At 66.4% G+C, this 23,811-nt stretch carries 24 protein-coding genes; 15 read left to right on the top strand and 9 right to left on the bottom strand.

Going from position 1 to position 23,811, the window contains the following annotated elements; genetic code table 11:
* Nucleotides 1-31: 31 nt before the first annotated feature.
* The 7 genes from EG799_RS03445 to EG799_RS03475 form a co-directional block, all read right to left on the bottom strand.
* Nucleotides 32-1,261, bottom strand: a complete 1,230-nt coding sequence (locus EG799_RS03445) for a lipopolysaccharide biosynthesis protein (protein ID WP_123878576.1) — start codon at nt 1,259-1,261, stop codon at nt 32-34.
* A 58-nt stretch (nt 1,262-1,319) separates the two neighbouring features.
* Nucleotides 1,320-1,994 carry a retropepsin-like aspartic protease family protein gene (locus EG799_RS03450; RefSeq protein WP_123878578.1) on the bottom strand — a complete coding sequence of 225 codons (675 nt, stop codon included), beginning with the start codon at nt 1,992-1,994 and terminating at the stop codon, nt 1,320-1,322.
* A 56-nt stretch (nt 1,995-2,050) separates the two neighbouring features.
* The gene (locus EG799_RS03455; RefSeq protein ID WP_234028995.1) at nt 2,051-2,986 is read right to left on the bottom strand and encodes a DUF5996 family protein; all 936 of its coding nucleotides are present in this window, start codon (nt 2,984-2,986) and stop codon (nt 2,051-2,053) included.
* Complete coding sequence (gene egtD, locus EG799_RS03460) at nt 2,983-3,969, bottom strand: L-histidine N(alpha)-methyltransferase (protein WP_123878580.1); 987 nt, start codon at nt 3,967-3,969, stop codon at nt 2,983-2,985. Before egtD ends, EG799_RS03455 begins: the two co-directional genes overlap by 4 nt.
* A 14-nt stretch (nt 3,970-3,983) precedes the next feature.
* Nucleotides 3,984-5,240, bottom strand: a complete 1,257-nt coding sequence (gene egtB / locus EG799_RS03465; RefSeq protein WP_123878582.1) for an ergothioneine biosynthesis protein EgtB — start codon at nt 5,238-5,240, stop codon at nt 3,984-3,986.
* Between the two features lie 87 nt (nt 5,241-5,327).
* Entirely contained in the window at nt 5,328-6,707 is a 1,380-nt protein-coding gene (locus EG799_RS03470) for a class II 3-deoxy-7-phosphoheptulonate synthase (protein ID WP_123878584.1), read from the bottom strand.
* Nucleotides 6,708-6,843: 136 nt separating this feature from the next.
* Nucleotides 6,844-9,768 (bottom strand): M16 family metallopeptidase, encoded by a 2,925-nt coding sequence (locus EG799_RS03475; protein WP_123878586.1) that lies wholly within the window; start codon nt 9,766-9,768, stop codon nt 6,844-6,846.
* Between the two features lie 117 nt (nt 9,769-9,885).
* On the opposite strand from EG799_RS03475, the gene EG799_RS03480 reads away from it, so the two are divergent.
* The 13 genes from EG799_RS03480 to EG799_RS03540 all read left to right on the top strand — a co-directional run bounded on the left by EG799_RS03480 (nt 9,886) and on the right by EG799_RS03540 (nt 20,280).
* Nucleotides 9,886-10,467 (top strand): NifU family protein, encoded by a 582-nt coding sequence (locus tag EG799_RS03480; protein ID WP_123878588.1) that lies wholly within the window; start codon nt 9,886-9,888, stop codon nt 10,465-10,467.
* A 61-nt stretch (nt 10,468-10,528) separates the two neighbouring features.
* Nucleotides 10,529-11,125, top strand: a complete 597-nt coding sequence (locus EG799_RS03485) for a malonic semialdehyde reductase (RefSeq protein ID WP_123878590.1) — start codon at nt 10,529-10,531, stop codon at nt 11,123-11,125.
* A 17-nt stretch (nt 11,126-11,142) separates the two neighbouring features.
* Nucleotides 11,143-11,766 carry a tRNA (adenosine(37)-N6)-threonylcarbamoyltransferase complex dimerization subunit type 1 TsaB gene (tsaB, locus tag EG799_RS03490; RefSeq protein ID WP_123878592.1) on the top strand — a complete coding sequence of 208 codons (624 nt, stop codon included), beginning with the start codon at nt 11,143-11,145 and terminating at the stop codon, nt 11,764-11,766.
* The gene (locus EG799_RS03495; protein ID WP_123878594.1) at nt 11,763-12,221 is read left to right on the top strand and encodes a GNAT family N-acetyltransferase; all 459 of its coding nucleotides are present in this window, start codon (nt 11,763-11,765) and stop codon (nt 12,219-12,221) included. Before tsaB ends, EG799_RS03495 begins: the two co-directional genes overlap by 4 nt.
* A gap of 171 nt (nt 12,222-12,392) precedes the next feature.
* Nucleotides 12,393-12,830, top strand: a complete 438-nt coding sequence (locus EG799_RS03500; protein WP_123878596.1) for a MucR family transcriptional regulator — start codon at nt 12,393-12,395, stop codon at nt 12,828-12,830.
* Between the two features lie 115 nt (nt 12,831-12,945).
* Nucleotides 12,946-13,380, top strand: a complete 435-nt coding sequence (locus EG799_RS03505) for a Fur family transcriptional regulator (RefSeq protein WP_123882687.1) — start codon at nt 12,946-12,948, stop codon at nt 13,378-13,380.
* A gap of 5 nt (nt 13,381-13,385) precedes the next feature.
* The gene (locus tag EG799_RS03510; protein ID WP_234028996.1) at nt 13,386-14,240 is read left to right on the top strand and encodes a lysophospholipid acyltransferase family protein; all 855 of its coding nucleotides are present in this window, start codon (nt 13,386-13,388) and stop codon (nt 14,238-14,240) included.
* A gap of 41 nt (nt 14,241-14,281) precedes the next feature.
* On the top strand, nt 14,282-15,610 hold the full coding sequence (miaB, locus tag EG799_RS03515; RefSeq protein WP_123878598.1) for a tRNA (N6-isopentenyl adenosine(37)-C2)-methylthiotransferase MiaB: 1,329 nt from the start codon (nt 14,282-14,284) through the stop codon (nt 15,608-15,610).
* Nucleotides 15,611-15,973: 363 nt separating this feature from the next.
* A complete protein-coding gene (locus EG799_RS03520) occupies nt 15,974-17,014 on the top strand; it encodes a PhoH family protein (RefSeq protein WP_181950867.1) in 1,041 nt (346 codons plus the stop codon).
* 12 nt (nt 17,015-17,026) lie between these two features.
* Nucleotides 17,027-17,539, top strand: coding sequence for an rRNA maturation RNase YbeY (gene ybeY, locus EG799_RS03525; protein WP_123878600.1), 513 nt, complete (start codon nt 17,027-17,029; stop codon nt 17,537-17,539).
* 10 nt (nt 17,540-17,549) lie between these two features.
* Nucleotides 17,550-18,500, top strand: coding sequence for a hemolysin family protein (locus EG799_RS03530; RefSeq protein WP_123878601.1), 951 nt, complete (start codon nt 17,550-17,552; stop codon nt 18,498-18,500).
* A 101-nt stretch (nt 18,501-18,601) separates the two neighbouring features.
* Nucleotides 18,602-19,480, top strand: coding sequence for a LysR substrate-binding domain-containing protein (locus EG799_RS03535; RefSeq protein ID WP_123878603.1), 879 nt, complete (start codon nt 18,602-18,604; stop codon nt 19,478-19,480).
* A gap of 56 nt (nt 19,481-19,536) precedes the next feature.
* Nucleotides 19,537-20,280 (top strand): EcsC family protein, encoded by a 744-nt coding sequence (locus EG799_RS03540; RefSeq protein ID WP_123878605.1) that lies wholly within the window; start codon nt 19,537-19,539, stop codon nt 20,278-20,280.
* A 30-nt stretch (nt 20,281-20,310) separates the two neighbouring features.
* Here the strand turns inward: EG799_RS03540 and EG799_RS03545 are convergent, their stop codons facing one another.
* Nucleotides 20,311-20,775 (bottom strand): peptidylprolyl isomerase, encoded by a 465-nt coding sequence (locus EG799_RS03545; RefSeq protein ID WP_123878607.1) that lies wholly within the window; start codon nt 20,773-20,775, stop codon nt 20,311-20,313.
* A gap of 123 nt (nt 20,776-20,898) precedes the next feature.
* Between EG799_RS03545 and mgtE the strand changes: the two genes are divergently transcribed.
* Nucleotides 20,899-22,317 carry a magnesium transporter gene (gene mgtE, locus EG799_RS03550; protein WP_123878609.1) on the top strand — a complete coding sequence of 473 codons (1,419 nt, stop codon included), beginning with the start codon at nt 20,899-20,901 and terminating at the stop codon, nt 22,315-22,317.
* Between the two features lie 176 nt (nt 22,318-22,493).
* On the opposite strand, the gene EG799_RS14315 is transcribed toward mgtE, so the two are convergent.
* Entirely contained in the window at nt 22,494-22,916 is a 423-nt protein-coding gene (locus tag EG799_RS14315; RefSeq protein WP_325051122.1) for an endonuclease/exonuclease/phosphatase family protein, read from the bottom strand.
* 445 nt (nt 22,917-23,361) lie between these two features.
* Between EG799_RS14315 and EG799_RS03560 the strand changes: the two genes are divergently transcribed.
* Nucleotides 23,362-23,751, top strand: a complete 390-nt coding sequence (locus tag EG799_RS03560) for a DUF1489 family protein (RefSeq protein ID WP_123882696.1) — start codon at nt 23,362-23,364, stop codon at nt 23,749-23,751.
* Nucleotides 23,752-23,811 lie beyond the last annotated feature (60 nt).

The following is a 23,811-nucleotide window of genomic DNA, read 5'->3' on the forward strand; positions in this document are numbered from 1 at the left end:
CGTGCCGCGAAGCGGGTGCGGACTAGTCCTGTCAGGCCGCCGCGCGGCGATTGGCAAGGATGAATCCGCTCACACTCAGCACGCTTGATCCCAGGACCGCCAGCGCCGCGCCCGTCGCGCCATAATGCCCGACCAGCCAGGGCAGGGCGCAAAGGGCGGCTACAGTCGGCACGCCGCGCAGCACGAAGTTGGTGATGGCCCTGCCCCGCGCGACCAGCAGCGCCTCGAGGCTCGCCCCCGCCAGTTCCATCGCCGCCGCCGCCGACAGAATGAGCATCGGCCACCAGGCCGAAAGATAGGTTTCCCCCGCGATCGCCCGGATCAGCCATTCGCCCCCCAGCCAGGCGAGCGCCACAGTGGCCGCACCCGTCAGCATGGCGATGCGGGTGATGCGCGCCGCGAGGAGCCGCGCCTGCTTTGGGTTGCGCACCAGCTCGGGATAGACGGCGCGCAACAGCGCCTGGGCAAGGCGCAGCAAGCCTTCTCCCAACTGTGCCGCCACGCGGTAGATGCCGGCCATCGCCGCCCCGCCGAAAGTGCCGACCAGCAGGACGAGCAACTGCCGGCTGGAGATGGACAGCATGGCGGTCAGGCTCGTTCCCGCGACGAAACGCCATGCGTCCGGCTCCGCCTGCGGCAGGCGAGTGAGGGAAAATCGCTGCCAGAATATCGCTTCGGTCCGCGCGGCCAGCAGCCAGTACATTCCCGCCGTCGCGAGTTCGGCGACAGCCCACACCAGAAGGAACCCTTCTATCGTCGGCGCGGTCAGGATCAGCAGCCCCGCCCCGGCGACGCGCACTATCGACATGGTCGAATCGGCGATCGCCCCGCGGCCGTACCGGTCATGCAGGCGCAGCAGTCCGGTGGGGGTGGAGCGGATGGCAAGCAGATAGGCGAGGGTGAACCAGAAGCTTTCCCATCGCAGCCCCCGCGGAATGGGCAGCCACTCCCCCGCGAAACCGAGTACCAGCCCCGCCACCAGCGTCCCTGTGACTATCGTCAGCGTGTCGAGAGCGAGCGCATAACCGGTAGCGCTGCGCCGTCCCTCCTCCCCCTGACCCCAGCGGATGATCGCCTGCCATGTCTGGAACGAGGTAAAGCCGACGATCAGCTGCGCGAAGGTGAAGATGATGACGAAGGTGCCGAAACCCTGCACGCCCAGTGCACGCGTCGCCATCGCCAGGTAGATCAGGCTGAGTACCGCGTTCACTCCGCGCGCGCCCATCAGCCAGCCGGTGTTGGTGAGAGCGCGGCGGATCATGCGTTTGCCCCTGCCCGCTAGGGGCGGCCCTTGTAAAGCGCCGCCACCGGTCGCAGCGTCAGTCGGCGATGTCCAGCGTGGGTTGCGGGTTGTTGGGCACGAGAATCAGCTCGCCCTGCTCGATGCGAACCGAAGCGAGGCGGCTGAGCAGGTTCATCCCGAGCACGTTCGTATCGCCCAGCCCCGGCGCGATTACCGCATCCAGACCGCGCGCCGCGACATTGCCGAAACGCAGTTCGTCGATATTCGTCATCTTCGCCGCCACCGCGCCGTTCGCCGTCTGCAGGCGGATGGGCAGGCCGCTCTCGCGCGCTTCGAGCCCGGCGGCGGCCGCGGTACGATCGGATACGGCGGTCAGCGTCGCGCCGGTATCGACAAGGAAGCTGGTGCGGTGACCGTTGACCTCCGCCTCCAGCCAGTAATGCCCGTCGCGCGAGAGGGGGATGCGCGTCTCCCCGCCCTCGACCACCTGTTCCGGCAAGCCGAGTTCGGGCACTGCGAGCGAAAAGCGCGGATCGAGGCGCGAGAGTTGCAGCACGACGAGCAGCAGCACGGCCATCAGCCCGAGCGTGCTGCCGAGCCTCAGCAACCTGCCCAGGGCGGGCACGCGCGGCAGCAGGAAGCTGCCGAGGATACCCATCGCCATCGCGGCGATGGCTGCCATCAGCAGTCCGGAGCGCGGAATCTCCCGGATCGAATGCGCCAGCTGGTCCCAGACGGGTGCGAAGTCCATGTCCGGTTATATAGGCGCGGCGGATCGACTTGGCGATGAATGGATTTTCGCTGTCCTCAAACCTCTTGCGCCGGGGAGCCGATGGCGGGCGCGGAGATTGTGAGGTCGGCGGGCCAGTCCAGCATCTCGGCACAGGCGCCGTAGGTCGATTGCAGGAACGCCATCAGCGCTTCTGCCGGATCGTTCGAAGTCGCTACCGCGGCGTAGGGCAGGACGAATTCGCCCAGCCCCTCGTGCCAGCGGGCGTGCGCCGGGCGCACCGTCGTCGCGGCGATCCCCGCGGGTGAAGGATAGGCATAGGTATAGAAGGCCGCCTCGGTCATGCCGTTGCCGCCGGGGCAGAAACCGGCGCTGATGACCTCGTGACTGTAAGCGTCCCGGGTGACGGCGTCGGGCAGGTTGGGAAACCCGCCCGGATGGACCGGCGCGCGGCGTCCGGAAAAGCGCGTCACGGCGATGTCGAAGGCGCCCCAGAACAGGTGGCTGGGAGAGGACTTGCCAAGAAAGAGCGAGCGGAACGTCGTGAACACGCCATCGGCCGATATGAAGGCCCCGTGCAGGCGCCGGGCCGCGTCGGCATTCCATTCGCGCTCCATCGTATCGCGCGCGAAGGGTATCGCGGCTTCGATCTCGTTCGGACCACCATGCACCGGCGCGGGCAGCGCCAGGCGGTCGAGACCGTCCGCCAGGTCGCAATGCACCGCCGCGACGCTGCGCCCGGCCAGGGAGATGGCAAAGCGGCTGGAATCGGAACATTCGACGACGATCGCGCCCTCCCGCATGTCCAGCCCCGCCGTGAACTGCCGCCCGTCCTCCGCCGGCATGGGCCGCGTGACGAACCCGCGAGGTACGACACGCAGCGCGACGTGCCAGCCGTGGTTTTCCCAGGGTAGCAGCCGGGTCGGCAGTTTGCCGATCAGCTGGAGCATCATGTGGCACGTCTCGATCGTATGCCTGTCGGCTACGTAATCGAGAGCCGGCCAGGGTGTCACGGTGCGCCGCGAGGCGTGGCGGCACGCGCCAGGATGAGGGAGAAGCGCCCCTCCGCGTCGGTCCAGCGCTCCACCGGCGTCCAGCGCCCTGCCAGCAGCAGGGTATTGGCACTGCGCCGATCGAATTTGTGGCTGTTTTCGGTATGGATGCTTTCGCCGCTCTTCATGGCGAAACCGCGTCCGCAAACCGAGAAGGCGACATCCTCTTCGGCGACCAGATGCATCTCGACCCGCGCATACAGGTCGCTCCACCGCGCCTCGTGCCGGAACGCCTCGACCGGAATCGTGCCCTCCAGTTCACGGTTGATGCGGGTTAGAAGATTGCGGTTGAAATCGGCCGTCACCCCGCCCGCATCGTCGTAGGCCGCCTCCAGCGTGGCGACATCCTTGATGAGATCCATGCCAATCAGCAGCATCGCCCCGTCGCCCAGCGTATCGCGCATCGAACGCAGCAGATCGACCGCGGTGCGCGGAACCATATTGCCTATGGTGGAGCCGGGAAAGAAGCCCAGCTTGTTCATTCCCGCGACTTCGGCGGGCAGTTCGACCTTGCGGGTGAAGTCGGCCTCGACCGGGTAGACCGGCAGGCCGGGAAACTTCGCCGACAGGTCGGCGGCGGCGGCGCGCAGGAAATCCCCGGCGATGTCGAGCGGGACATAGGCACCGGGCTCGATCGCCCGGAGCACGAGCGGCGTCTTGACCGAAGACCCCGATCCGAATTCCACCACCGCGCGTCCCGGACCGATCAGCCGGGCAAAGTCCTCGCCCCGTTCCTCCAGAATCTCGCGTTCCGCGCGGGTCGGATAGTATTCCGGAACGGCGGTGATGTCCTCGAACAGCTGCGAACCGGCATCATCGTAGAGCCAGCGTGCCGGTATTGCCTTCTGCGGCTGCGACAGCCCCTCCAGCACGCCGTCGCGAAACGCGCGGTCGATTCCGTCCTCGTCCAGGTCGACGAGCTTGATACCTTCCGAATTGGCCATTGACGGTCCCTGTCCTACCGATCCTGGGCGAGCCGCAGCCCGGTGAATTGCCAGCGTTGCTGCGGATAGAAGAAATTGCGGTAGCTGGGCCGCGAATGACCGCGCACCGTGGCGCAACTGGCGCCTTTCAGCACCCATTGCCCCGCCATGAACTTGCCGTTGTACTCGCCCACCGCGCCCTTGGCCGGGCGGAAGCGAGGATAGGGCAGGTAGGCCGACTGCGTGAATTGCCAGCAATCCCCGAACAGCTCCCCCGTGCCGGCAGGCAGGGGCGGTGCGGCCTCGTTCAGCTGGTTGCCGGCGAGACTGTCGAAACCGGGGTGGTCCTGCCCGCGGGCGATGGCCTCCCATTCGAACTCCGTCGGCAACCGCGCGCCCGCCCAGCTGGCGAAGGCATCCGCCTCGAAATAGCTGATATGGGCGACGGGCGCATCCGGATCGCGCTCGCGCCAGCCGGCATGGGTGAACTGCTCTCCCTCGCGCCAGTAGAGGGGCGCGGCGATCCCTTCGCGTTTCACCCATTCCCAGCCATCGGACAGCCACAGGCGATGATCGTCATATCCGCCGTCGGAAATGAAATCGTCCCACTCCCCGTTCGTCACCAGCCGCCGCGACAGCGCGAAGGGTTCGAGCAGCGCGCGGTGCGCCGGGCCTTCGTTGTCGAAGGCGAAGCCATCCGACTGGTGGCCGATGCGGGCAATGCCGCCGGGATGTTCCAGCCAGCCTTCGCACTGCGCCGGCTGGCGGCACGCGGGGGCATCCCACATTGCGGGACCGAGGGCGTTCATGGAAAAACCGTGCTTGATGTCGGTCAGCAGCAATTCGATATGCTGCTCCTCGTGCGCGATGCCGAGACGGATGAGATCGGCATGGGCCGGGTCGGGCAGGAGCTTGTCCATCGCCTCGTTCACATGCGCGCGCCAGCCAAGGATCTCGGCCAGCGACGGGCGCGAGATCAGGCCGCGCCGACCGCGCGCGATGCGATCCCCCTCGGCTTCGTAATAGGAGTTGAAGAGAAACGGATAGACTTCGTCGAACAGTCGGTATCCGGGCAGGTGATCGCGCAGCAGGAAGGTTTCCCAGAACCAGGTGGTGTGCGCGGCATGCCATTTGGCCGGGCTGGCATCCTCCATCGACTGGATGATCGCATCCGCCTCGCTCAGCGGTTCCAGAAGGCTCTCGGTCAGCGAACGGGTGGCGCGGAACCGGTCGGCGAGCGGTTCTCCCCGGTCGGGAAGGGCGAGTGTTGTTCGGGCTTCGGTGCGAGACAACGGGCCTCTCCCCTGGCGAGCGGTGTGTGCCGAACCGACCAATGGCAGGCCTTCGGGTTCCCGTCAAAGCGGCAATGGCCCGGCCGGTCAGGCCGCCGCCTTGCTCCCCTCCGCCAGTTCGAGGTTGAGCATTTCGGCGAGCAGGAACGAAAGTTCGAGCGATTGCGCGGCGTTGAGCCGGGGGTCGCAATGGGTGTGATAGCGGTCGGCCAGCCCTTCGTCGGTAATCGCCACGGCCCCGCCGGTACATTCGGTCACGTCCTGCCCCGTCATTTCGACATGGATGCCGCCGGCATGGGTGCCTTCCGCCCGGTGGACGGCGAAGAAGCCGCGCACTTCGGACAGGATGCGGTCGAAGGGGCGCGTCTTGTAACCGCTTTCGGACTTGACGACATTGCCGTGCATGGGGTCGCAGCTCCACACCACCGGATGCCCTTCGCGCGTCACCGCGCGCACCAGCGGCGGCAGGCCAGCCTCGACCTTCTCGTGCCCGAAACGGCTGATGAGGGTAATGCGCCCCGCCTCTCGCGACGGGTTGAGCGTGTCGAGCAGGCCGAGCAGCACATCGGGTTCGAGGCTCGGCCCGCATTTCACCCCGACGGGATTGTTCACCCCGCGCAGGAACTCGACATGCGCGCTGTTCTCGAACCGGGTACGGTCCCCGATCCACAGCATGTGCGCGCTGGTGTCGAACCAGTCGCCGGTCAGCGAATCCTGCCGCGTCATGGCCTGTTCGTAGGGCAGCAACAGCGCCTCGTGGCTGGTATAGAAGCTGGTCGCCTTGAGATGCGGATCGTTCTCGATATCGACGCCGCACGCCTCCATGAAATCCAGGGCTTCGCCGATGCGGTCGGCGATGGACTGGAAGCGCTCGAACCACGGTGAACGGCCCATGAAATCGAGCGTCCAGCGATGCACCTGCCGCAGGTTGGCATACCCTCCGCCGGCAAAGGCGCGCAGCAGGTTGAGCGTCGCCGCCGCCTGGCTGTAGGCGCGCACCATGCGCGCGGGATCGTTGCGCCGCGCTTCGGGCGTGAAGTCGATGCCGTTGACGTTGTCGCCGAAATAGCTGGGCAGCGTCACCTCGCCGCGCGTTTCGGTCTGCGCGCTTCTCGGCTTGGCGAACTGGCCCGCCATGCGGCCCACCTTTACCACCGGCATCTTGCTGGCGAAGGTCAGGACGGCAGCCATCTGCAGGATGACGCGGAAGGTGTCGCGGATCGAATTGGGAGAGAATTCGGCGAAGCTTTCGGCGCAGTCGCCGCCCTGAAGCAGAAAGGCGTCGCCGGCCGCGACCTCGGCCAGCTGGGCCTTCAGGTTACGCGCCTCTCCGGCGAAAACCAGCGGAGGGAAACCGGCCAGCGTCGCTTCCACCTCGGCCAGCGCGTCCGCGTCCTCGTATTGCGGGAGATGCCTGGCGATGAAGCGATCGTGCTGCCAGCTCTGCGGTGTCCAATCCTGTGCCACGTCAACCCATACCGTTCCGTCAACGGCCCTCCCCCGCGGTGAAGGCCAGTAAACCGATGAATGCGGGGAAAGGCCGGACGCTACAGCCTCGCTTCTGCAAAGCCAAAGGTTACTTGCGAAACGTCCGTGCCCGCGCTCAGCGCCCCGCCGCCGCCGTCCCGGCCCCCTCGGCGGGAACGACCGATACCCGCAGCGGCTGCGTTCCGGCGAAGTATTTTTTCGCCAGCGCCTGCATTTCCGCGACGCTCGCCTCGTCATAGTCGGACCAGATGGTGCGGATGTTCGTCACCCGGTTCGCATCGAAGGCCGCGCCCTCCAGCTGGTTGAGCCAGAACGTATGCCCGGTCTGCGCCCGGTTCAAATACTGGCGGATCGGCTCCTGCACGAGCGCCAGCTCGTCCGGGCTCGGCCCGTTCGCGGCGAGGTCTGCGGCAATTTCCGCCGCCTCGTCGTAGAAGGCGGGCAGCAATGACGGGTCGATCTGCACCAGGGCGAAGGTCAGCCCCCCGCTATCGACGTCGAGCGGCCAGCTCGAGCTGACCATCGGCGAATAGGCGGCACCGGCCCGTTCGCGCAGTCCGTCGATCAGGCGGTTGGAGAAGATCTGCGAAAGCAGATAGAGCTTGCGGCTTTCCGGAAGTCCGGCCGAACCCGCGCCCGTTTCCCAGGCGACCACGGCGGCGCCCTGGTCGGTATCGCCATCGAAGGTGAGCGTGACCGGCTCGCTCGTATCTTCGGGGAAGGCCATCTGGCGGCTCGTGACGGATGCGGGCAGAGGCTCGCGCTGGTCGAGCGCACCGAACGTACGCGACAGCGCATCGATCGTCGCCTGCCGGTCGATGTCGCCGAACACGTCGACCTCCACCGGTCCCTGGCTCAGAAGGCGGCTCCAGACCTCGCGGAACTGGTCCGGCGTGGCGGCATCGAGCTGTGCCGGGGTGGCGGTGGCGAAGCGCGGATCGCGATCGCGCAGCAGCCAGTCCAGATCGCGGTTGAGCACCCCGCCCGGATCGCGGGCATAGCTGTTATAGGCGATCTTCGCACTGGCCTTCGCCCGCTCGAACGGGGCGGCGTCCCAGCCGGGCATCGCCAGTTTCGCCGCGAACAGGTAAAGCTGGTTTTCCAGATCCTCCTGCCGCGTCAGCCCCTGGAAGACGAAGGTGCCGTCGTCGATCGAGAATTCGAAGCCCAGCTTGCTGCCGGCCGCGATACGGTCGAGATCGTTCTGGTCGAGCGGCCCGACGCCGGAATTGACCAGCGCCAGCGGACCCATCTGCGCATACACGCCCTCGTCCGGCGCGAAGCCCTGCCACCCCGCGCCGAAGCGCACGCGCACGGTGACGCGGCCGGGTTCGTTGTTGCGATCCCAGATCAGCGCACGCACGCCGTTGGGAAAGGTGAGCCGCTCGATGTCGAACACGCCCAGCGGCTCGATCACGGCTGGCGAAGCGGGCGCGCCGATGGCCGGCAGATCGGCGAAGTCGATCGCCTCGGCATCGTCACGGGCGAGCGCGCTGGCGGTGACGGGGGTCTGCAAGGCGGCGCGCAACTGCGCCACGTCCGCCTCGCCCGGTTCGGGAGTCAGATAGGCGGCGCGGATCACCTCCCCGCTGAACAGTTCGCGCGTCGCTTCCAGCACCTGTTCCGGGGTGAAGCGCGGGGCGATGGAGCGGAACACGTCAAGAAACGTCTCGGGACTGGCGATGGCCTCGCGAATGTCGACGGCCTGCACCACCTGGTCGGCGAGCGCGCTGCCCGCCTGGATGCGCGACTGCTCGACCGAATCGACGAAGGCCACGTCGAACTGCGCGACGGCCTGGTCGATCTCGGCCTGGCTGGGCGGTTGCTGCAACGCATCCGCGATCACTCCGCGCACTTCGGCAAGGGCGGCCTCCCAGTCCTCGCTGATGGGCGCGAACTGGACGAAGGTGCCGTCCACGCTGCGGCTGATCTTGTCCTGCCCGATCTGCGCGTAGAGATAGCTGCCGCCGCTGCGCGCCTGGGTTTCCAGACGGCGATTGACCACCGCCGCCGCGACCGAACGCAGCAGGTTCTGACGATTGTATTCGAGGTTGTCGACGATCTGCACCCACGGACGCAGCACGGCATAGGTGAAGCCGCGCGGCTGCCCCGGCTCGACGATCACCGATACCTCGCCCACGGGATTGGCGGGGTCTGCCCCGGCGGGGGCGACGGGGTCGCCGAAATCGGGCGCGGGCGTGACCGACCCGTCCACCTGCCAGTCGGCAAAGTGCTTCTCGACCATGGCCGCCAGCACCTTCTCGTCGGCATCGCCGACCAGCACGACGACGGCATTTTCAGGGCGATACCAGCGGTCGTGAAACGCGCGCACCGATCCCTGCGTCGCGCCTTCGAGCGAATCGACCGTGCCGATGGGGAGGCGTTCGGCAAGGCGCTGCCCGGCATAGAGGATCTGCGTCGTCTGGTCCTGGATGCGGCGCGACGGACCGGCCTGCTCGCGCCGTTCCGACAGCACGATGGGCACGTCCGCAGCGAGATTGTCGCTCGACAGGGTCGGCGCGATCACCATGCCGGCGAACAGGCCGATGCTTTCATCCAGCGTGGCGCGGTTGGCGTTGGGCAGATCGAGCTTGTAGACCGTCTGCGTCGGGCTGGTGATGGCGTTCGTATCGCTGCCGAGCGACGCACCCAGCCGCTGGAAATGCGGGATTGCCTCCCCCGGCCCGAAATCGCGCGACTGGCGGAAGGTGAGGTGCTCGACCAGGTGGGCGAAGCCGCGCTCGTCGTCGCCCTCGTTCAGCGATCCGGCGTCTATGGCGATGCGCAGGCTCATCTGGCACGGCGGCACGTTGTTCTGCCGCACGGCATAACGCACTCCGTTGGGGAGCTCGCCGAACAGCCATTTCTCGTCCACGGGAATGTCCGTCCCGCGGTAGATCCACGGGTCGTCCGGCATCGCGTATTGCGGCGTGTCCGCCGGGGTCGCCTGCAGGGTGCAGGGGGACTGCGCGAGCGCCGGAACGGGCGCAAGGAGGAAAAGCGGAAGAAAGGCGCAGGCCGCGCGCGAAAAGAATGTCATGGTGCCCCTTAGGGCAGCGGGGAATGAAGGGACAGTGAATGGCGGGCAAGAAAGGCTTTGCCCGGCACCGCCAACCCCGCCTTGCCGGCGGCCCGCCCCGACCCTACATCGGCGGTCATGTTCATAGAAACCGAGACCACGCCCAATCCCGCGACCCTGAAATTCCTGCCCGGCCGGCAGGTCATGCCGTCCGGCACCCGCGATTTCGCCACGCCGGAGGAGGCCGAGGCGAGCCCGCTGGCGCAGGCGCTGTTCGATACGGGAGAGGTGACGGGCGTGTTCTTCGGCGGCGATTTCGTCTCCGTCACGGCCGCGTCGGCCAGCGAATGGCCCACGCTGAAGCCGCAGGTCGTCGCCGTGCTGCTCGACCATTTCGTGTCCGAAGCGCCGCTTTTCGCCGGCCCGCAGGGCAACGGCATCGCCGTCCCGCCCGAGGTGGCCGAAAGCGACATCGGCGACGATGAGGGGACGGAGGATATCGTCGTCCAGATCAAGGATCTGATCGAGACGCGCGTGCGCCCGGCCGTCGCCAGCGACGGCGGCGACATCCGCTATCGCGGTTTTCGCGACGGGGTGGTGTTCCTCGCCATGCAGGGTGCGTGCTCTGGCTGTCCGAGTTCCACCGCCACGCTGAAGCACGGCATCGAGGGGCTGCTCAAGCACTACGTTCCCGAGGTGAAGGAAGTGCGCGCCGCCTGACCTTGCGCCGCCGCGCCCGAAGACGGCCCGCCCCAGTGACCCGCCCCGACGAAAGGCTTTCATGACGACCGACACGCTTTCCGCAGACGCTCTCGACCTCATCTTCCGCGACGCGCGCAGCTTCAATGGCTGGCACGACAAGGAGGTGACGGACGACCAGATCAAGGCAATCTACGAACTCGCCAAGATGGGCCCGACCTCCGCCAACCAGCAGCCCGCGCGGTTCGTGTGGTGCAAGTCGCAGGACGCGAAGGAACGGCTGGCGAAGCACGCCTCGGAAGGCAACAGGGACAAGATCCTGACCGCGCCGGTGTGCGTCATCATCGGGTACGATCTCGATTTCCACGAGCATCTGCCCTGGCTGTTCCCGCATGCCGATGCCAGGAGCTGGTTCGAGGGGGACCGTGATGCCCGGCGCGAGAGCGCCTTTCGCAATTCCGCTTTGCAGGGCGCCTATCTGATGATCGCGGCGCGCGCGCTCGGTCTCGATTGCGGGCCGATGTCGGGTTTCGACCAGGACGGCACGACGAGGGAATTCTTCGCCGATCAGCCCAACTACCGGGCCGACTGGTTGTGTTCCATCGGCTATGGCGACCGTTCGACCATCTTCGATCGTAGCCCTCGGCCCGAATTCGACCGCTTCAATCGCCTGACCTGACCCGCTAGGGGGGTCGGGTGAAGACCCTTGCCATAGATTGCGCGACGGAGGCCTGTTCGGTCGCCCTGTTCGACGGGCGCATGCTCGTGGACGGGCGGTTCGCGATACTCGGCCGCGGTCATGCCGAACGGCTTGTCCCGATGATCGCCGAACTGCCGGACAAGGGGCGCGCCGACCGGATCCTCGTATCGCTCGGGCCAGGCAGCTTCACCGGCGTGCGCATCGGCCTCGCGGCGGCGCGGGCGCTGGGGCTGGCCTGGCGCATCGCGGTGCTGGGCTATCCGACGCTGGCGCTCGTCGCCGCGATGGCGCGGGCGGAGCGGCCGGGCCAGCCCGTCAGCGTGTGCATGAACGGGGGTCACGGCGAATTCTTCGTGCAGAACTTCGGCGGCGACGCATCCGCACAGGACGCGGCGCGCTCGCTCGCTCCCGAAGCGGCGGGCGAGGCCTGTCGCCACCATCTCGTCGCCGGGAACCGCGCCGCCGAGCTGGCCCGCCTGACCGGCGGCGAGCGCACCACGCTCGATCTGCTGCCCGACGCGCGGCATTGTCTCGCGCTGGGCGAGGATCACCTTACGCGCGATCTCGCCCCGATCTACGGACGCGGGCCCGACGCAATCCCGCCCAAGGCCCGCGCATGAGCGATCCGGTCGATGCGATCATGGCCGTGATGGAAGCGAGCTTCGAGCATCGCTACGGCGAGGCGTGGAACCGGCGGCAGGTGTCCGACGCGCTGATCATGCCCAGCACGCACTATCTGCTCGCCGGCATTACCGATGGCGCTGCCTTCGATCCGTCGCGCGCTACCGGGTTCGCCCTCACCCGACACGCCGCGGACGAGGAGGAATTGCTTCTGATCGCGGTCCGTCCCGACGCGCGCGGTGCCGGCATCGCCAGCGGCCTCATGCACCGCTTCATCGCCGAGGCGGCGGGCCGCGGCTGCACGCGCCTGTTCCTCGAAATGCGGGACGGCAACCCGGCGGAGCGCCTTTATCGCCGCTTCGGTTTCGAGCCGGTCGGCAGGCGACGCGGCTATTACCGGGGGGCGATTGGCGGACCGGTCGATGCCATTACTTTTGCCAAGACGGACGTTTGATCGGTTCTTCAATCGGTCATTGTCAGCCCGTTTCGTGTTCGATAATGCTTTATTTGCGACAGGCGACGCCTTCCCTCTTGTGACACCGGTGTTTCAGGTCCAGATGCAATCGAGTTCGGTCCTATCGAAGTCCGGACAATAACGGGTCAATACAATTTATCAGAGGCTTTGATGGACACTTCCGAAAACGACATGAACGAGATGATGATTACGCTGACCGCCGATATCGTCACCGCGCATGTTTCCAATAACAATGTCGACGTGGACGCCCTTCCCTCGCTGATCGAGAAGGTCCACGGGGCGTTGTCCGGCCTCGGCACCGCCGCGCGGGAAGAGGAACGCCCCGAACCCGCCGTCACCGTGCGTGCATCGGTGAAGAACGACCACCTCGTGTGCCTGGAAGACGGCAAGAAGATGAAGATGCTCAAGCGTCACCTGATGACCGATCACGGGATGACGCCGGAGGAATATCGAGACCGCTGGAACCTGCCCGCCGACTACCCGATGGTCGCGCCCGATTACGCCGAGAAGCGGCGCGAACTGGCCAAGAAGATCGGTCTTGGTCGCAAGCCCGGCCAGAAACGCGGGCGGCGCAAGGCGGAGGGCTGAACAACCCTTCCGGTGCCGCCCCGGGGCGGTGCTTGAGCAACGCGCCCCGTCGCCCTATGGCTGACGGGGCGTTTTGCGTTTCGGCAACAGCCACCTTTTTTCGATGGGGACGACAGTGCATCAGCGAATAGACCTCGAAGCCCTGTGCGCCGAACGCGGCCTGCGCATTACCGAGCAGCGGCGCATCATCGCCAAGGTCCTGTCGGAAAGCGACGACCATCCCGACGTGGAAAAGCTGCACGAGCGCGCCAGCGCGATCGATCCGAAAATCTCCATCGCCACCGTCTATCGAACCGTGCGCCTGTTCGAGGAAGCGGGCATACTCGACCGGCACGATTTCGGCGACGGCCGCGCCCGGTACGAGGCCGCGCCCGAGGCGCATCACGATCACCTGATCGACGTCGAGACGGGCAAGGTCGTCGAATTCGTCGATCCGGAACTCGAAGCGCTGCAACGGCAGATCGCCGAGAAGCTGGGATACCGCCTCGTCGATCACCGCATGGAGTTGTATGCCGTGCGGATGGACCGCGAGCGCGACAGCAAGGGCTAGGCCGCGTGACGCCGGAGCGTGCCGCCATCGACGCCGGCGACAGTCCGCCGCTGACCCCGGCAGGGTGGTTGCGGCTGACGGGGCGCTCGATCCTGCTGCTGCTGGCGATCCTCACCTGCGTGCCGGCGCATTACGTCTATCGGCTGTTCGCCTACGGCTCGCCGTTTCCCAAGCTGTTTCTCGGCTGGGCGGCGCGCATATGCGGCGCGCGGGTGCGCAAGATCGGCACGCCCCTGCGGCGCGATGTGGTCTTCCTGTCCAATCACCTGAGCTGGCTCGATATCCTGGCCGAGGCCGGGGCAAGCGGGACCGCCTTCGTCGCCAAGGCCGAACTGGAAAGGGCGCCGCTGGTCGGCTGGCTGGCAGGGCTGAACCGCACCGTCTACGTCAAGCGCGAGGCGCGCATGGACGTCGCCAGCCAGATCAACGCCGTGCGCGAAGCGATGGCCGACAACTGGTCCGTCACCATCTTTCCCGAAGGCACCACGACGGACGGGCAATCGCTGCTGCCGTTCAAGACCTCCATGCTCAAGCTGCTCGAACCACCGCCGCCGGGCGTGATGGTGCAGCCGGTGCTGATCGATTACGGCGACGTGGCCGAGGAGATCGGCTGGACGGGCAATGAAAGCGGGGTGGATAACGCCAGGCGCATCCTGTCGCGCCGGGGCAGCTTCCCGGTGACGATCCATTATCTCGAACCGTTCTCGCCAGAAGATTATCGCGGCCGCAAGGCGATCGGCGCGCGGGCGCGCGAGGCTATCGAGGCGAAATTGCTGGAAACGCTGGGCAAACCGTTGCGCGAATATCGCCATGCGGTCGATCCGGTGCGCTACACGCCAAAGGGTGGCGAACCGTCCTGAAGGGTTCAAAGGCGCCTGGAAATCAGCTAACGGGCGCGCCCATGCACAAACGCGAGAAACCCCGGACCTACAGGGTCAAGAGCTTCGGCTGCCAGATGAACGTCTACGATGGCGAGCGCATGGCCGAACTGCTGGCCGAACAGGGCATCGCCCCTGCCCCCGATGGCGAGGAAGCGGATCTGGTGGTGCTCAATACCTGCCACATCCGCGAGAAGGCGACGGAGAAGGTCTATTCCGACATCGGCCGGCTGGTCAAGCGCGGGCGCGAGGCCGGCAGGGAACCGATGATCGCGGTCGCCGGCTGCGTGGCGCAGGCGGAGGGCGAGGAGATCATGGCGCGCGCCCCGGCGGTGGGCATGGTCGTCGGCCCGCAGGCCTATCACCGCCTGCCCGCCATGCTGGACCATGCGCTGGCCGGCCGGCGCAGCACCGACACCGACATGCCGGAAGACGCCAAGTTCGCCGCCCTGCCCCGCCGTCGCAAGGTCGCGCCGATAGCGTTCCTCACGGTGCAGGAAGGGTGCGACAAGTTCTGCACCTATTGTGTGGTGCCCTATACGCGCGGGGCGGAAATCTCCCGCCCCTTCGCCGATCTGGTGGAAGAGGCGAAGCGGCTGGTCGATGCCGGGGCGCGCGAGATCACGCTGCTGGGTCAGAACGTCAATGCCTGGAGCGGGGAGGACGGTGCGGGTCACGCGGTAGGCCTGGACGGACTGGTGCGCGAACTGGCGAAGCTGTCCGATCTGGCGCGGATACGCTACACCACCAGCCATCCGGCGGACATGACCGACGCGCTGATCGCCGCGCATGGCGAGGTGGACAAGCTGATGCCCTATCTCCACCTGCCGGTGCAGAGCGGCAACGACCGCGTGCTCAAGGCGATGAACCGCAGCCACACCGCCGAAGGCTATCTGAACCTGCTCGACCGGTTCCGCGCCGCGCGTCCCGACATCGCGCTCAGCGGCGATTTCATCGTCGGCTTTCCGGGAGAGACGGAAGCCGAATTCGAAGACACGCTGAAACTGGTGGACGCAGTCGGCTACGCGCAGGCGTTCAGTTTCAAATATTCGCCCCGCCCCGGCACGCCTGCCGCCACGATGGACGCCCAGGTCGCGAGAGAGGTGATGGACGAGCGGCTGCAGCGGCTTCAGGCCCGCCTCAACCGCGATCAGTTGGCCTTCAACGAAGCGAGCGTGGGCAGGACATGCGATGTGCTGGTGGAGCGGCGAGGCAAGCGCGACGGCCAATGGCTCGGCAAGTCGCCCTGGCTGCAATCGGTCTTCTTCGAAGGCGATGCGGCCATCGGTGACATCGTGCGCGTCAGGCTGGCGGATGCCGGCCCGAACTCGCTGCGCGCAGTGCGCGTCTGACAGGCAAGCGTATCGCCACCGCGGCGGTTTCCGGATCGCTGCGACACCCGTTTCACTTTCCTACGCCGCCCGGGCCGGGCAGAGCGATGCAGACACGCCCCGTCCGCCCTGGCCGCGCTTTTTTTCCCCGCACGGCCGTAATCGTCAACTTCGCACCCGGAATAGCCTTTAAGCTACTGATATACCATAAGTTTTTGGTCCTCTTGGAAATTGACGCCACTGTCAACTTCGTCACCCTTTCCAAGGCGGGCAGACCGGCCGGCCCCGCCTTGCGCCAGTATCCCCCGCGCTCGCGGCAGGGCGACTTGCCAGCATGGGCCGAGGACTTATCTTTGGGATCGACGCTCGAACGAAAGGACTCGATTGGCTCGCAACAAGACCCGTGACGGACAGCACCGGTCCGCCCCCTACGCGCCCGAACGCAACATCGCCTCGCAGCGCGCCCGCACGGAAGTCGCCTTCGACGAGGAAGCCGTGCTCGGCGCCCTGTTCGGCGAATTCGACGCCAACCTCGTCCAGCTGGAAAACCGCCTCGGCGTGTTCATCGCGGCACGGGGGAACACCGTTTCCATAGAAGGCCCGGAAGACGAGGTCGCACGGGCGCGCGAGGTGCTGCTCAAGATGCACGAACGGCTGCTGACCGGTCAGGACATGGATGCGGGCGAGATCGAAACGCTCATCGCCATGTCGAACGAACCGACGCTGGAAGGGATCATAACCGGCGACGCGAAAACCCCGCCGATCATGATCCGCACGCGCAAGAAGACCATCGCCCCGCGCAGCGCGCATCAGGCCGATTACATGCACCTGCTGGCCAAGACCGACGTGATCTTCGCGCTCGGCCCGGCCGGGACGGGCAAGACCTACCTCGCCGTGGCACAGGCGGTAAGCCAGCTCATTACCGGCAGCGTGCAACGCCTGATCCTGTCGCGCCCGGCGGTCGAAGCGGGGGAGCGGCTGGGCTTCCTGCCCGGCGACATGAAGGAAAAGGTCGATCCGTATCTGCGCCCGCTCTACGACGCGCTCTACGACTGCATGCCGCCCGAACAGGTGGACCGCCGGATCGCCAGCGGCGAGATCGAGATCGCGCCCATCGCCTTCATGCGCGGGCGCACCCTGTCCGATGCCTTCGTCATCCTGGACGAGGCGCAGAACACCACGAAGGAACAGATGAAGATGTTCCTCACCCGCTTCGGCCAGAACAGCCGGATGGTGATTTGCGGAGATCCGAAACAGGTGGACATTCCCGGCGGCGACCGGATGAGCGGCCTCGCCGATGCCGTCGGCCGGCTGGAGGGCGTGGACGGCATCGGCGTGACCCGCTTCACCGCCGCCGACGTGGTTCGCCACCCGATCGTGGGCCGGATCGTGGAGGCTTACGAGGGCGAGAATGCCCAGCCCTGACGCCTGCTGATCGTGGACCTGGAAATCGACATCGAGGGCTGGCCGGACGGCGACTGGTCCGATCTTGCGGAACGCGCGGCCGCCGCAGCGGCTGCGGTCGCGCCCGAACTCGCCAATCCGCGCCTTGTCGCCAGCCTGCTGTTCACCTCCGACAAAAGGGTCCGCGACCTGAACCGCGAATGGCGTGACAAGGACAGGCCGACCAACGTGCTCAGCTTCCCCATGGTCGAGCGCGTCGATCTGATTCATCTGGACCCGCATGAAGGTCCGCCCCAGATGCTCGGCGACATCGCGCTCGCGTATGAGACCTGCGCGCGCGAAGCGGCGGCAAAGGGCATCGCGCTGGCCGACCATGCCGCGCACCTCGTGGTGCACGGCTTTCTCCACCTCGCTGGCCACGATCACGAGACCGGCGAGACCGATGCCGAGGCAATGGAGCGGCTCGAAGTGAAGGCGCTTGCGTCCATGGGGGTAGCGGACCCATATAGCGCGACCGACCGCGACACCGACCATGACAAGGGATAGACAAGGGGCGATGCCCGACAGCGACAAACCGGACGGCTCGTCCAGTACCGACGGCGACGGCAGTAGTAGCAGCGGCGGCGGATTGTGGAACGTGATCCGCGGCCTGTTCGAGGAACCGGGCGACACCAGCCTGCGCGCGCAGCTGGAGGAAGCCATCGACGAGCATGAGGGCGAAGCCGCGCGCAACGCCGGCCCGCACGACCCGGCGACGGACGACATGTCCGCCGTGGAACTGACGATGCTGCGCAACCTGCTGCATTTCAGCGAACACGATGCCGACGATGTCGCCATCCCGCGCAAGGAAATCGTCGCCATCAACGCCGCGATCGGATGGGACGAAATGGTCGCGCTGTTCGCGGAACACGGTCATTCGCGCATGCCCGTCTATCGCGAACAGCTCGACGACGTAATCGGCATGATGCACATCAAGGACGTGTTCGCCTATCTCGCCAGCGACGATCCCCCGCCGCAGGACTGGACGGTGTTGATGCGGCAGCCGCTGTACGTGCCGCAGGCGCGCGGCGCGCTGGACGTTCTGGCGGACATGCGCGCACGCCGCACCCATCTCGCCGTCGTGGTGGACGAGTTTTCCGGCACCGACGGCATCATCACTATCGAGGATCTGGTCGAGGAGATCGTCGGCGAGATCGAGGACGAGCACGACGAGGCGCCGATCGACCAGCTGGTCGAGATCGCCGAGGGCGTCTGGGATGCCGATGCCCGCGCCGAACTCGACGACGTGGCCGAGAAGGTCGGCGACCCGCAGCTGGCGGAGATCGAGGAACCGGTCGATACGCTTGGCGGTCTTGCCTTCGTGCTGGCCGAGGAAGTCCCGCAGGCCGGCACCGTCCTGACCCATCCGAGCGGCTGGCGCATGGAGGTCACCGCCGGCGACGAGACCCACGTAACCCGTTTGCGCCTGCATCGACCGCGGTCAGAGGAACCGGACGACGAGGCTTGAAGCGGAACCGCACGGTTCTGTGTTGCGTTGCAGCATGGACAGTGACAGGCTCGCTTTTCGCTCGACACCGTCGTTCCGCCCGGCGACAAACCCGGTAATTCATGCGCCGTCTTCCTCCCCTTCGTGCCCTTGAGGCCTTCATTCGAGTGGTTCGGCTCGGGTCTGCCCGCGCCGCGGCAGGCGAACTCGGTCTAAGCCCCTCCGCCCTGTCGCGCCGGATCAGCAATCTCGAGGAGTTCACCGGTCGCAAGCTCTTCAGTCGCAGCGGCCAGACCATGCGCCTGACCGATGAGGGCCGTGCGTTCTACGAATCGGTAGCCCCGCATCTGGAAGCGTTGGCCGCGGCGGTCGAATCGCAGAGCGAGAACCTCCAGACCCTGCGCCTCCGGCTCGGAGTCATGCCGTTGTTCGGAACGCAGCGTCTGTTTCCGCGCCTCAACGAACTGCGCAGCGCCCATCCGCGGCTCCATCTCGACATCGACACCGGGCCGCATCTGGTCGACAGGGTGGGCGACACGCTCGATGCAGCGATCACGCTGACCGATCGGCCCGACCCGGCCTTTCACTCGCTGCAACTCGATCAGAACACGGTCCACGCCATCGCCAACCGGAAGCTGGTGGACGATCTGGGTGTCGATCCCGACCGCGAGGCGCTGTCGAAGCAGACCTTCCTCGTCCACACCGACATGCCCAAGAGCTTCGATGCGTGGAAGCGGGCTGTCGGCATGGCGCACCTGCAGCCCTCGGCCGTTGATCATTACGATTCCGGACAGCTCATCCTCGAGGCGGCGGCGCAGGGTATCGGCATCGCCATCATGCACGACGATCACCTGGCGCGGAACAACGATCAGCGGCTCGCCCGTCTTTTCGACGTGCGCGTGGAAAGCCCGTATTCCTATTACTTCATCTGTCGACCCGGAGATCTGGAGGCACGTCCCGTACGGATCTTCCATGATTGGCTCCAGGGCGCCGGCCTATAGGAACGCTCCGGGCAACCACCCATTTCACCCTCACGTCATACGAGAGGAGACAGGCTATGGATATTCGCCGCGACCAGCAACGCTATCGCCGGAGCAAACCGTCATGGCTCGGGCGGGGCATCGAGCGGCTGACCCATCCTGTTGGCTCGGCGCTCGCCGGCGCAGTGCCGAAGTGGCCGGTGCAGAAAATCGTCGAGGGGATCGATACGGCGGTGGGCGCTCCGCCGCTGACCGAGCTGAACCACGATCCGGCCGATGCGGATGCGGCCCGGAGCGCGGCGAAGCGGATCGAACGGATCGCACGCACGGTGAATGGCGCATCCGGCGCCGCTGCCGGTTTCGGCGGTGCCCTGACCGCGTCGCTCGATATCCCCGGCACCATCGCCATCGCCCTGCGCAACGTGCGCGATACCGGGGTCGCCTACGGCTTCAGCGACAGGGGAGCCGAGGAGCGGATGTTCCGCATGCAGATCCTCGAACTGGCCACCCTCAACGATCGCGAGGAGCGGCGGCGGCGCATGGACGCACTGGAGGCGAGTATCGCCGAGGACGGTTCGCTGCGCCATGTCGACCCGAACGCGGCCAAGCCGCTGGTTGATCAGGTCGTGGAGCGCGTTTCTCGCGCGCTCGCCCTTGCCTCGCTTCGCAACCGGTTGGGAATGGTCGTACCCGTCATCGGTTCTGCGGTCGGGGCGGCGGTCAACTCGTCTTTCCAGAGCGACGTGTCGAAGGCGGCCCGTTTCGGCTACCAGGCGCGGTGGCTCAAGCGGCACGAAGACGTGATCGACGCTTCCGCGTAGAAAGGGGCGCCGGTGCGGCGCCCCTGCCCATCAGCCCACGCTGGCCTTGGTGATCTTGCCGGGATTGGCCGGCGGCTCGCCCTTCGGCAGCGCGTCGACATGGTCCATGCCACTCTCCACCTCGCCCCAGACGGTGTACTGGCGGTCGAGAAAGCGCGCGTCGTCAAGGCAGATGAAGAACTGCGAATTGGCGCTGTCGGGATCCTGCGTACGAGCCATCGAGCAGACCCCGCGAGTGTGCGGAGCGTCGCTGAATTCCTGCTTCAGGTTCGGCTTGTCCGATCCGCTCATGCCGGTGCCGGTCGGATCGCCGCCCTGCGCCATGAATCCTGCGATCACGCGATGGAAGGTCACGCCGTCGTAGAAGCCGTCCTTCGCCAGTTCGGTGATGCGCGCGACGTGATTGGGCGCGAGATCGTCGCGCAGCTTGATCACGACGTCGCCACCCTTGCCGTCTCCGCAATCGAGGGTGAAGGTCAGTTTCTGATCGGCCATACGGTAGGTCTCCTGTTCGGTTGGTTCCGGATGGGGCCGATATAGGCCGGAGAGGCGCAATGTCACGCCAAGCCTTCCGCGCGCCCGCTTGCTTTTACCCGCGCCGGGGATAGAGCGGGCGGCATGGCCGATACCGATCTCCAGGAACGCGAAGAGCCCGTCGAGGTGCGCGAAAGCGGGGCGGAACTGGACGAGGAGAACCGGCTGAAGCCCGATTTCGTCGACGACGTGCGCAGCTCTCTGGAAGAGGGGGATACCGGGCGGACCTACGAACTGGTCGAGCCGCTGCACCCCGCCGACATCGCCGACCTGTTCGAACTGCTGGACCGGGACGAGCGCCGCCACCTCGCGGCTGCCATCACCGACCTCATGAGCAGCGAGGTCATCGCCGAGCTCAACGACTACGTACGCGAGGACATGGTCGAGGATCTCGCCCCCGGCGCCGTCGCCGACATCGCGGGACAGCTCGACACCGACGATGCCGTCCAGCTGATCGAGGATCTCGACGAGCCGCATCAGCGCTCCATCCTCGCCGAGCTCGATCCGGAGAACCGCGCCGTCATCACCGCCGCGCTCGCCTTTCCGGAGGAGAGCGCGGGCCGGCTCATGCAGCGGGAACTGGTGGCGGTACCAGAGCATCTGACGGTGGGCGACCTCATTGACTATCTGCGCCAGGCGGACGACCTGCCGACCGAGTTCTGGGAGGTGTTCGTGGTCGACGCGCGCTTCCATCCCATCGGCACCTGCCAGCTGTCATGGATCATGCGCACCCCGCGCCACGTTGCCCTGACCGACGTGATGAAGCGCGACCAGACGCTGATTCCGGTCGACATGGACCAGGAAGAGGTGGCGCTGCGGTTCCAGAAGTACGCGCTCATTTCCGCTGCCGTCACCGACGAAAGCGGCCGGCTGGTCGGACAACTGACGGTGGACGACATCGTTCACATCATCTCGGAGGAAGCGGGCGAGGACACGCTGCTGCTTTCGGGCGCGGGCGAAGGCGACATCAACGAGCCGCTACGCGACGCGTACTCGGCCCGGGTGCGCTGGCTGATCGCGAACCTCGGCACCGCCGTCGTCGCCAGCGCCATCATCGCGGCCTTCGGCGCCGCGATCGAGCAGCTCGTCGCTCTCGCCGTCCTCATGCCCATCGTCGCCAGCATCGGCGGCAATGCCGGAACGCAGACCATGGCGGTGACCGTGCGCGCCATCGCCATGAACCAGCTGACCAGGTCCAACACCCGCCGCATCCTGTGGCGCGAACTGCGCGTGGCGCTGATGAACGGTGCGACCATCGCCGTGCTGATCGGCCTGGCGGTGGGGGCCATCTTCTCGCCCGCGCTGGGCGGCGTGATCGCGGCGGCCATGGTGGTCAACATCATCATCTCGGGCATGGCCGGCGTGTTGGTGCCTGTCGCGTTCGACCGGATGAACCAGGACCCGGCCGTGGCTTCGAGCGTGTTCGTCACCATGATCACCGATTCGATGGGCTTCTTCGCCTTTCTCGGGCTTGCCGTCGCAAGCGGGCTGGTCAACGCCTGACGGTCCGCTTTCCGGACAAGGTGTGACAGGTGTGACAGTGTCCTGAGGCGCAAAACCGCCGTGCCCGGCGAAGCGGGGAAATCGGCGGAATATCCCGGGTGGAAGGGACGATCGTGCATGGCGGGCGGTGTGCGTGCGCGGCCGGGTGTAGGAAAGCGCGCAGTCGCGCCCCGGCTTCAGGGCGCGCAGAGAACGGCGAGCATCGCGCGGTGATCTGAACCATCATCCGGCAACACCTCGAAGGATCGCAGGTCCAGCGCGCCTTTCACCATGATCTGATCGAGCGGCCAGCCCAGCCACAGATGGTCCGAAGGAAAGGTCGGGAAGGTCCCGCGCCCGAGCCGCGGATCGGGCCAGTCTCCCATTTCGCGGAACGTCGTGGTGGTGCGGGACCAGCGCACGTCGTTGAAATCGCCCATGACGAACGCATCGGGCAGGCGGTCCGGAGTCTGGATGCCGGCATTGACGATATTCTCGTCGCGCAGCTTGGGTATTCCACCGGGGCAGAGGCGGCTTCGGGTGGAGGCCGATGAATTCGAGCGGTGGCGAGCCGCCGGGCCGCAGGGTCGCGTAGAGCGCAGGCGTATCGCGATAGGTATTGTCGATCATCGCCGATTTGAGAACCGGCAGATCGGTCGCGAAGACCATCCCGAATGCGTGGGGCCGGGGGTGGCGCAAACATGGCAATAAAGGTCCAGCGTTGCCATCCTCTGGCCAGCAGCGAAACAAATAGCAGGATGGCCGCCGCGTAGGAGAACGGTTCGCGCACCAGATCGACGGTTCGGATGAACCACGCATCGCTGGGAACGAGCGATATCAGAACGGCGACGAGCATCAGCGCCGCGACAAGCGCAAGGACGATTCCAAACTTCTTCACGAGCTTGCCTGTTCCGCTCCCTAACCTATGTCATGATTCAAGACGCTTGGCGCGACTGTGTTCCGTTGCTTGATGGTAAGCGCGACGATGGTCCCGTCGCCCGCGACGGCATGGATACGCCCCCCTCACTCGCAATCGGCCGCCCGCTCCCCATCTTGCACGCCATCATGCCGCTCAACCTGACCAAGATCGCGTTCGGTGCGCAAACCTATGGCGACATCCAGAAATGGTTCGACAATCGCCAGCGCATCGACGTGAACACGCGCTATCGTCCGACCCGCTGGGAGGAATGCGTCGGCGGGTCGCTGTTCTGGATACACGAGCACAACCTCGTCGCGCGCAGTCCGATCACCGGCTTTCGCCAGCAGGACAACGGGCGCTGGTTCATCGAGCTGGAGCCGCGCCTGATCCGCGTCACGCCGCGTCCCAAGCGGGCGCATCAGGGCTGGCGCTACCTGAAGGGAGAACCGCCGCGCGATCTGGAGGAGGGCGAGGATCCGGGCGACGTGATTCCCGGTCGGCTCGCCGGAAAACTGCAACGGTTGGGTTTGATCTGAGGATGCTGTAAAGGTCAGCGTAATCCGATCATCTTTACTCACACGAACGCGGGTCGCCAC

It is taken from the genome of Aurantiacibacter spongiae, from assembly GCF_003815535.1.
GTDB lineage: Bacteria > Pseudomonadota > Alphaproteobacteria > Sphingomonadales > Sphingomonadaceae > Alteraurantiacibacter > Alteraurantiacibacter spongiae.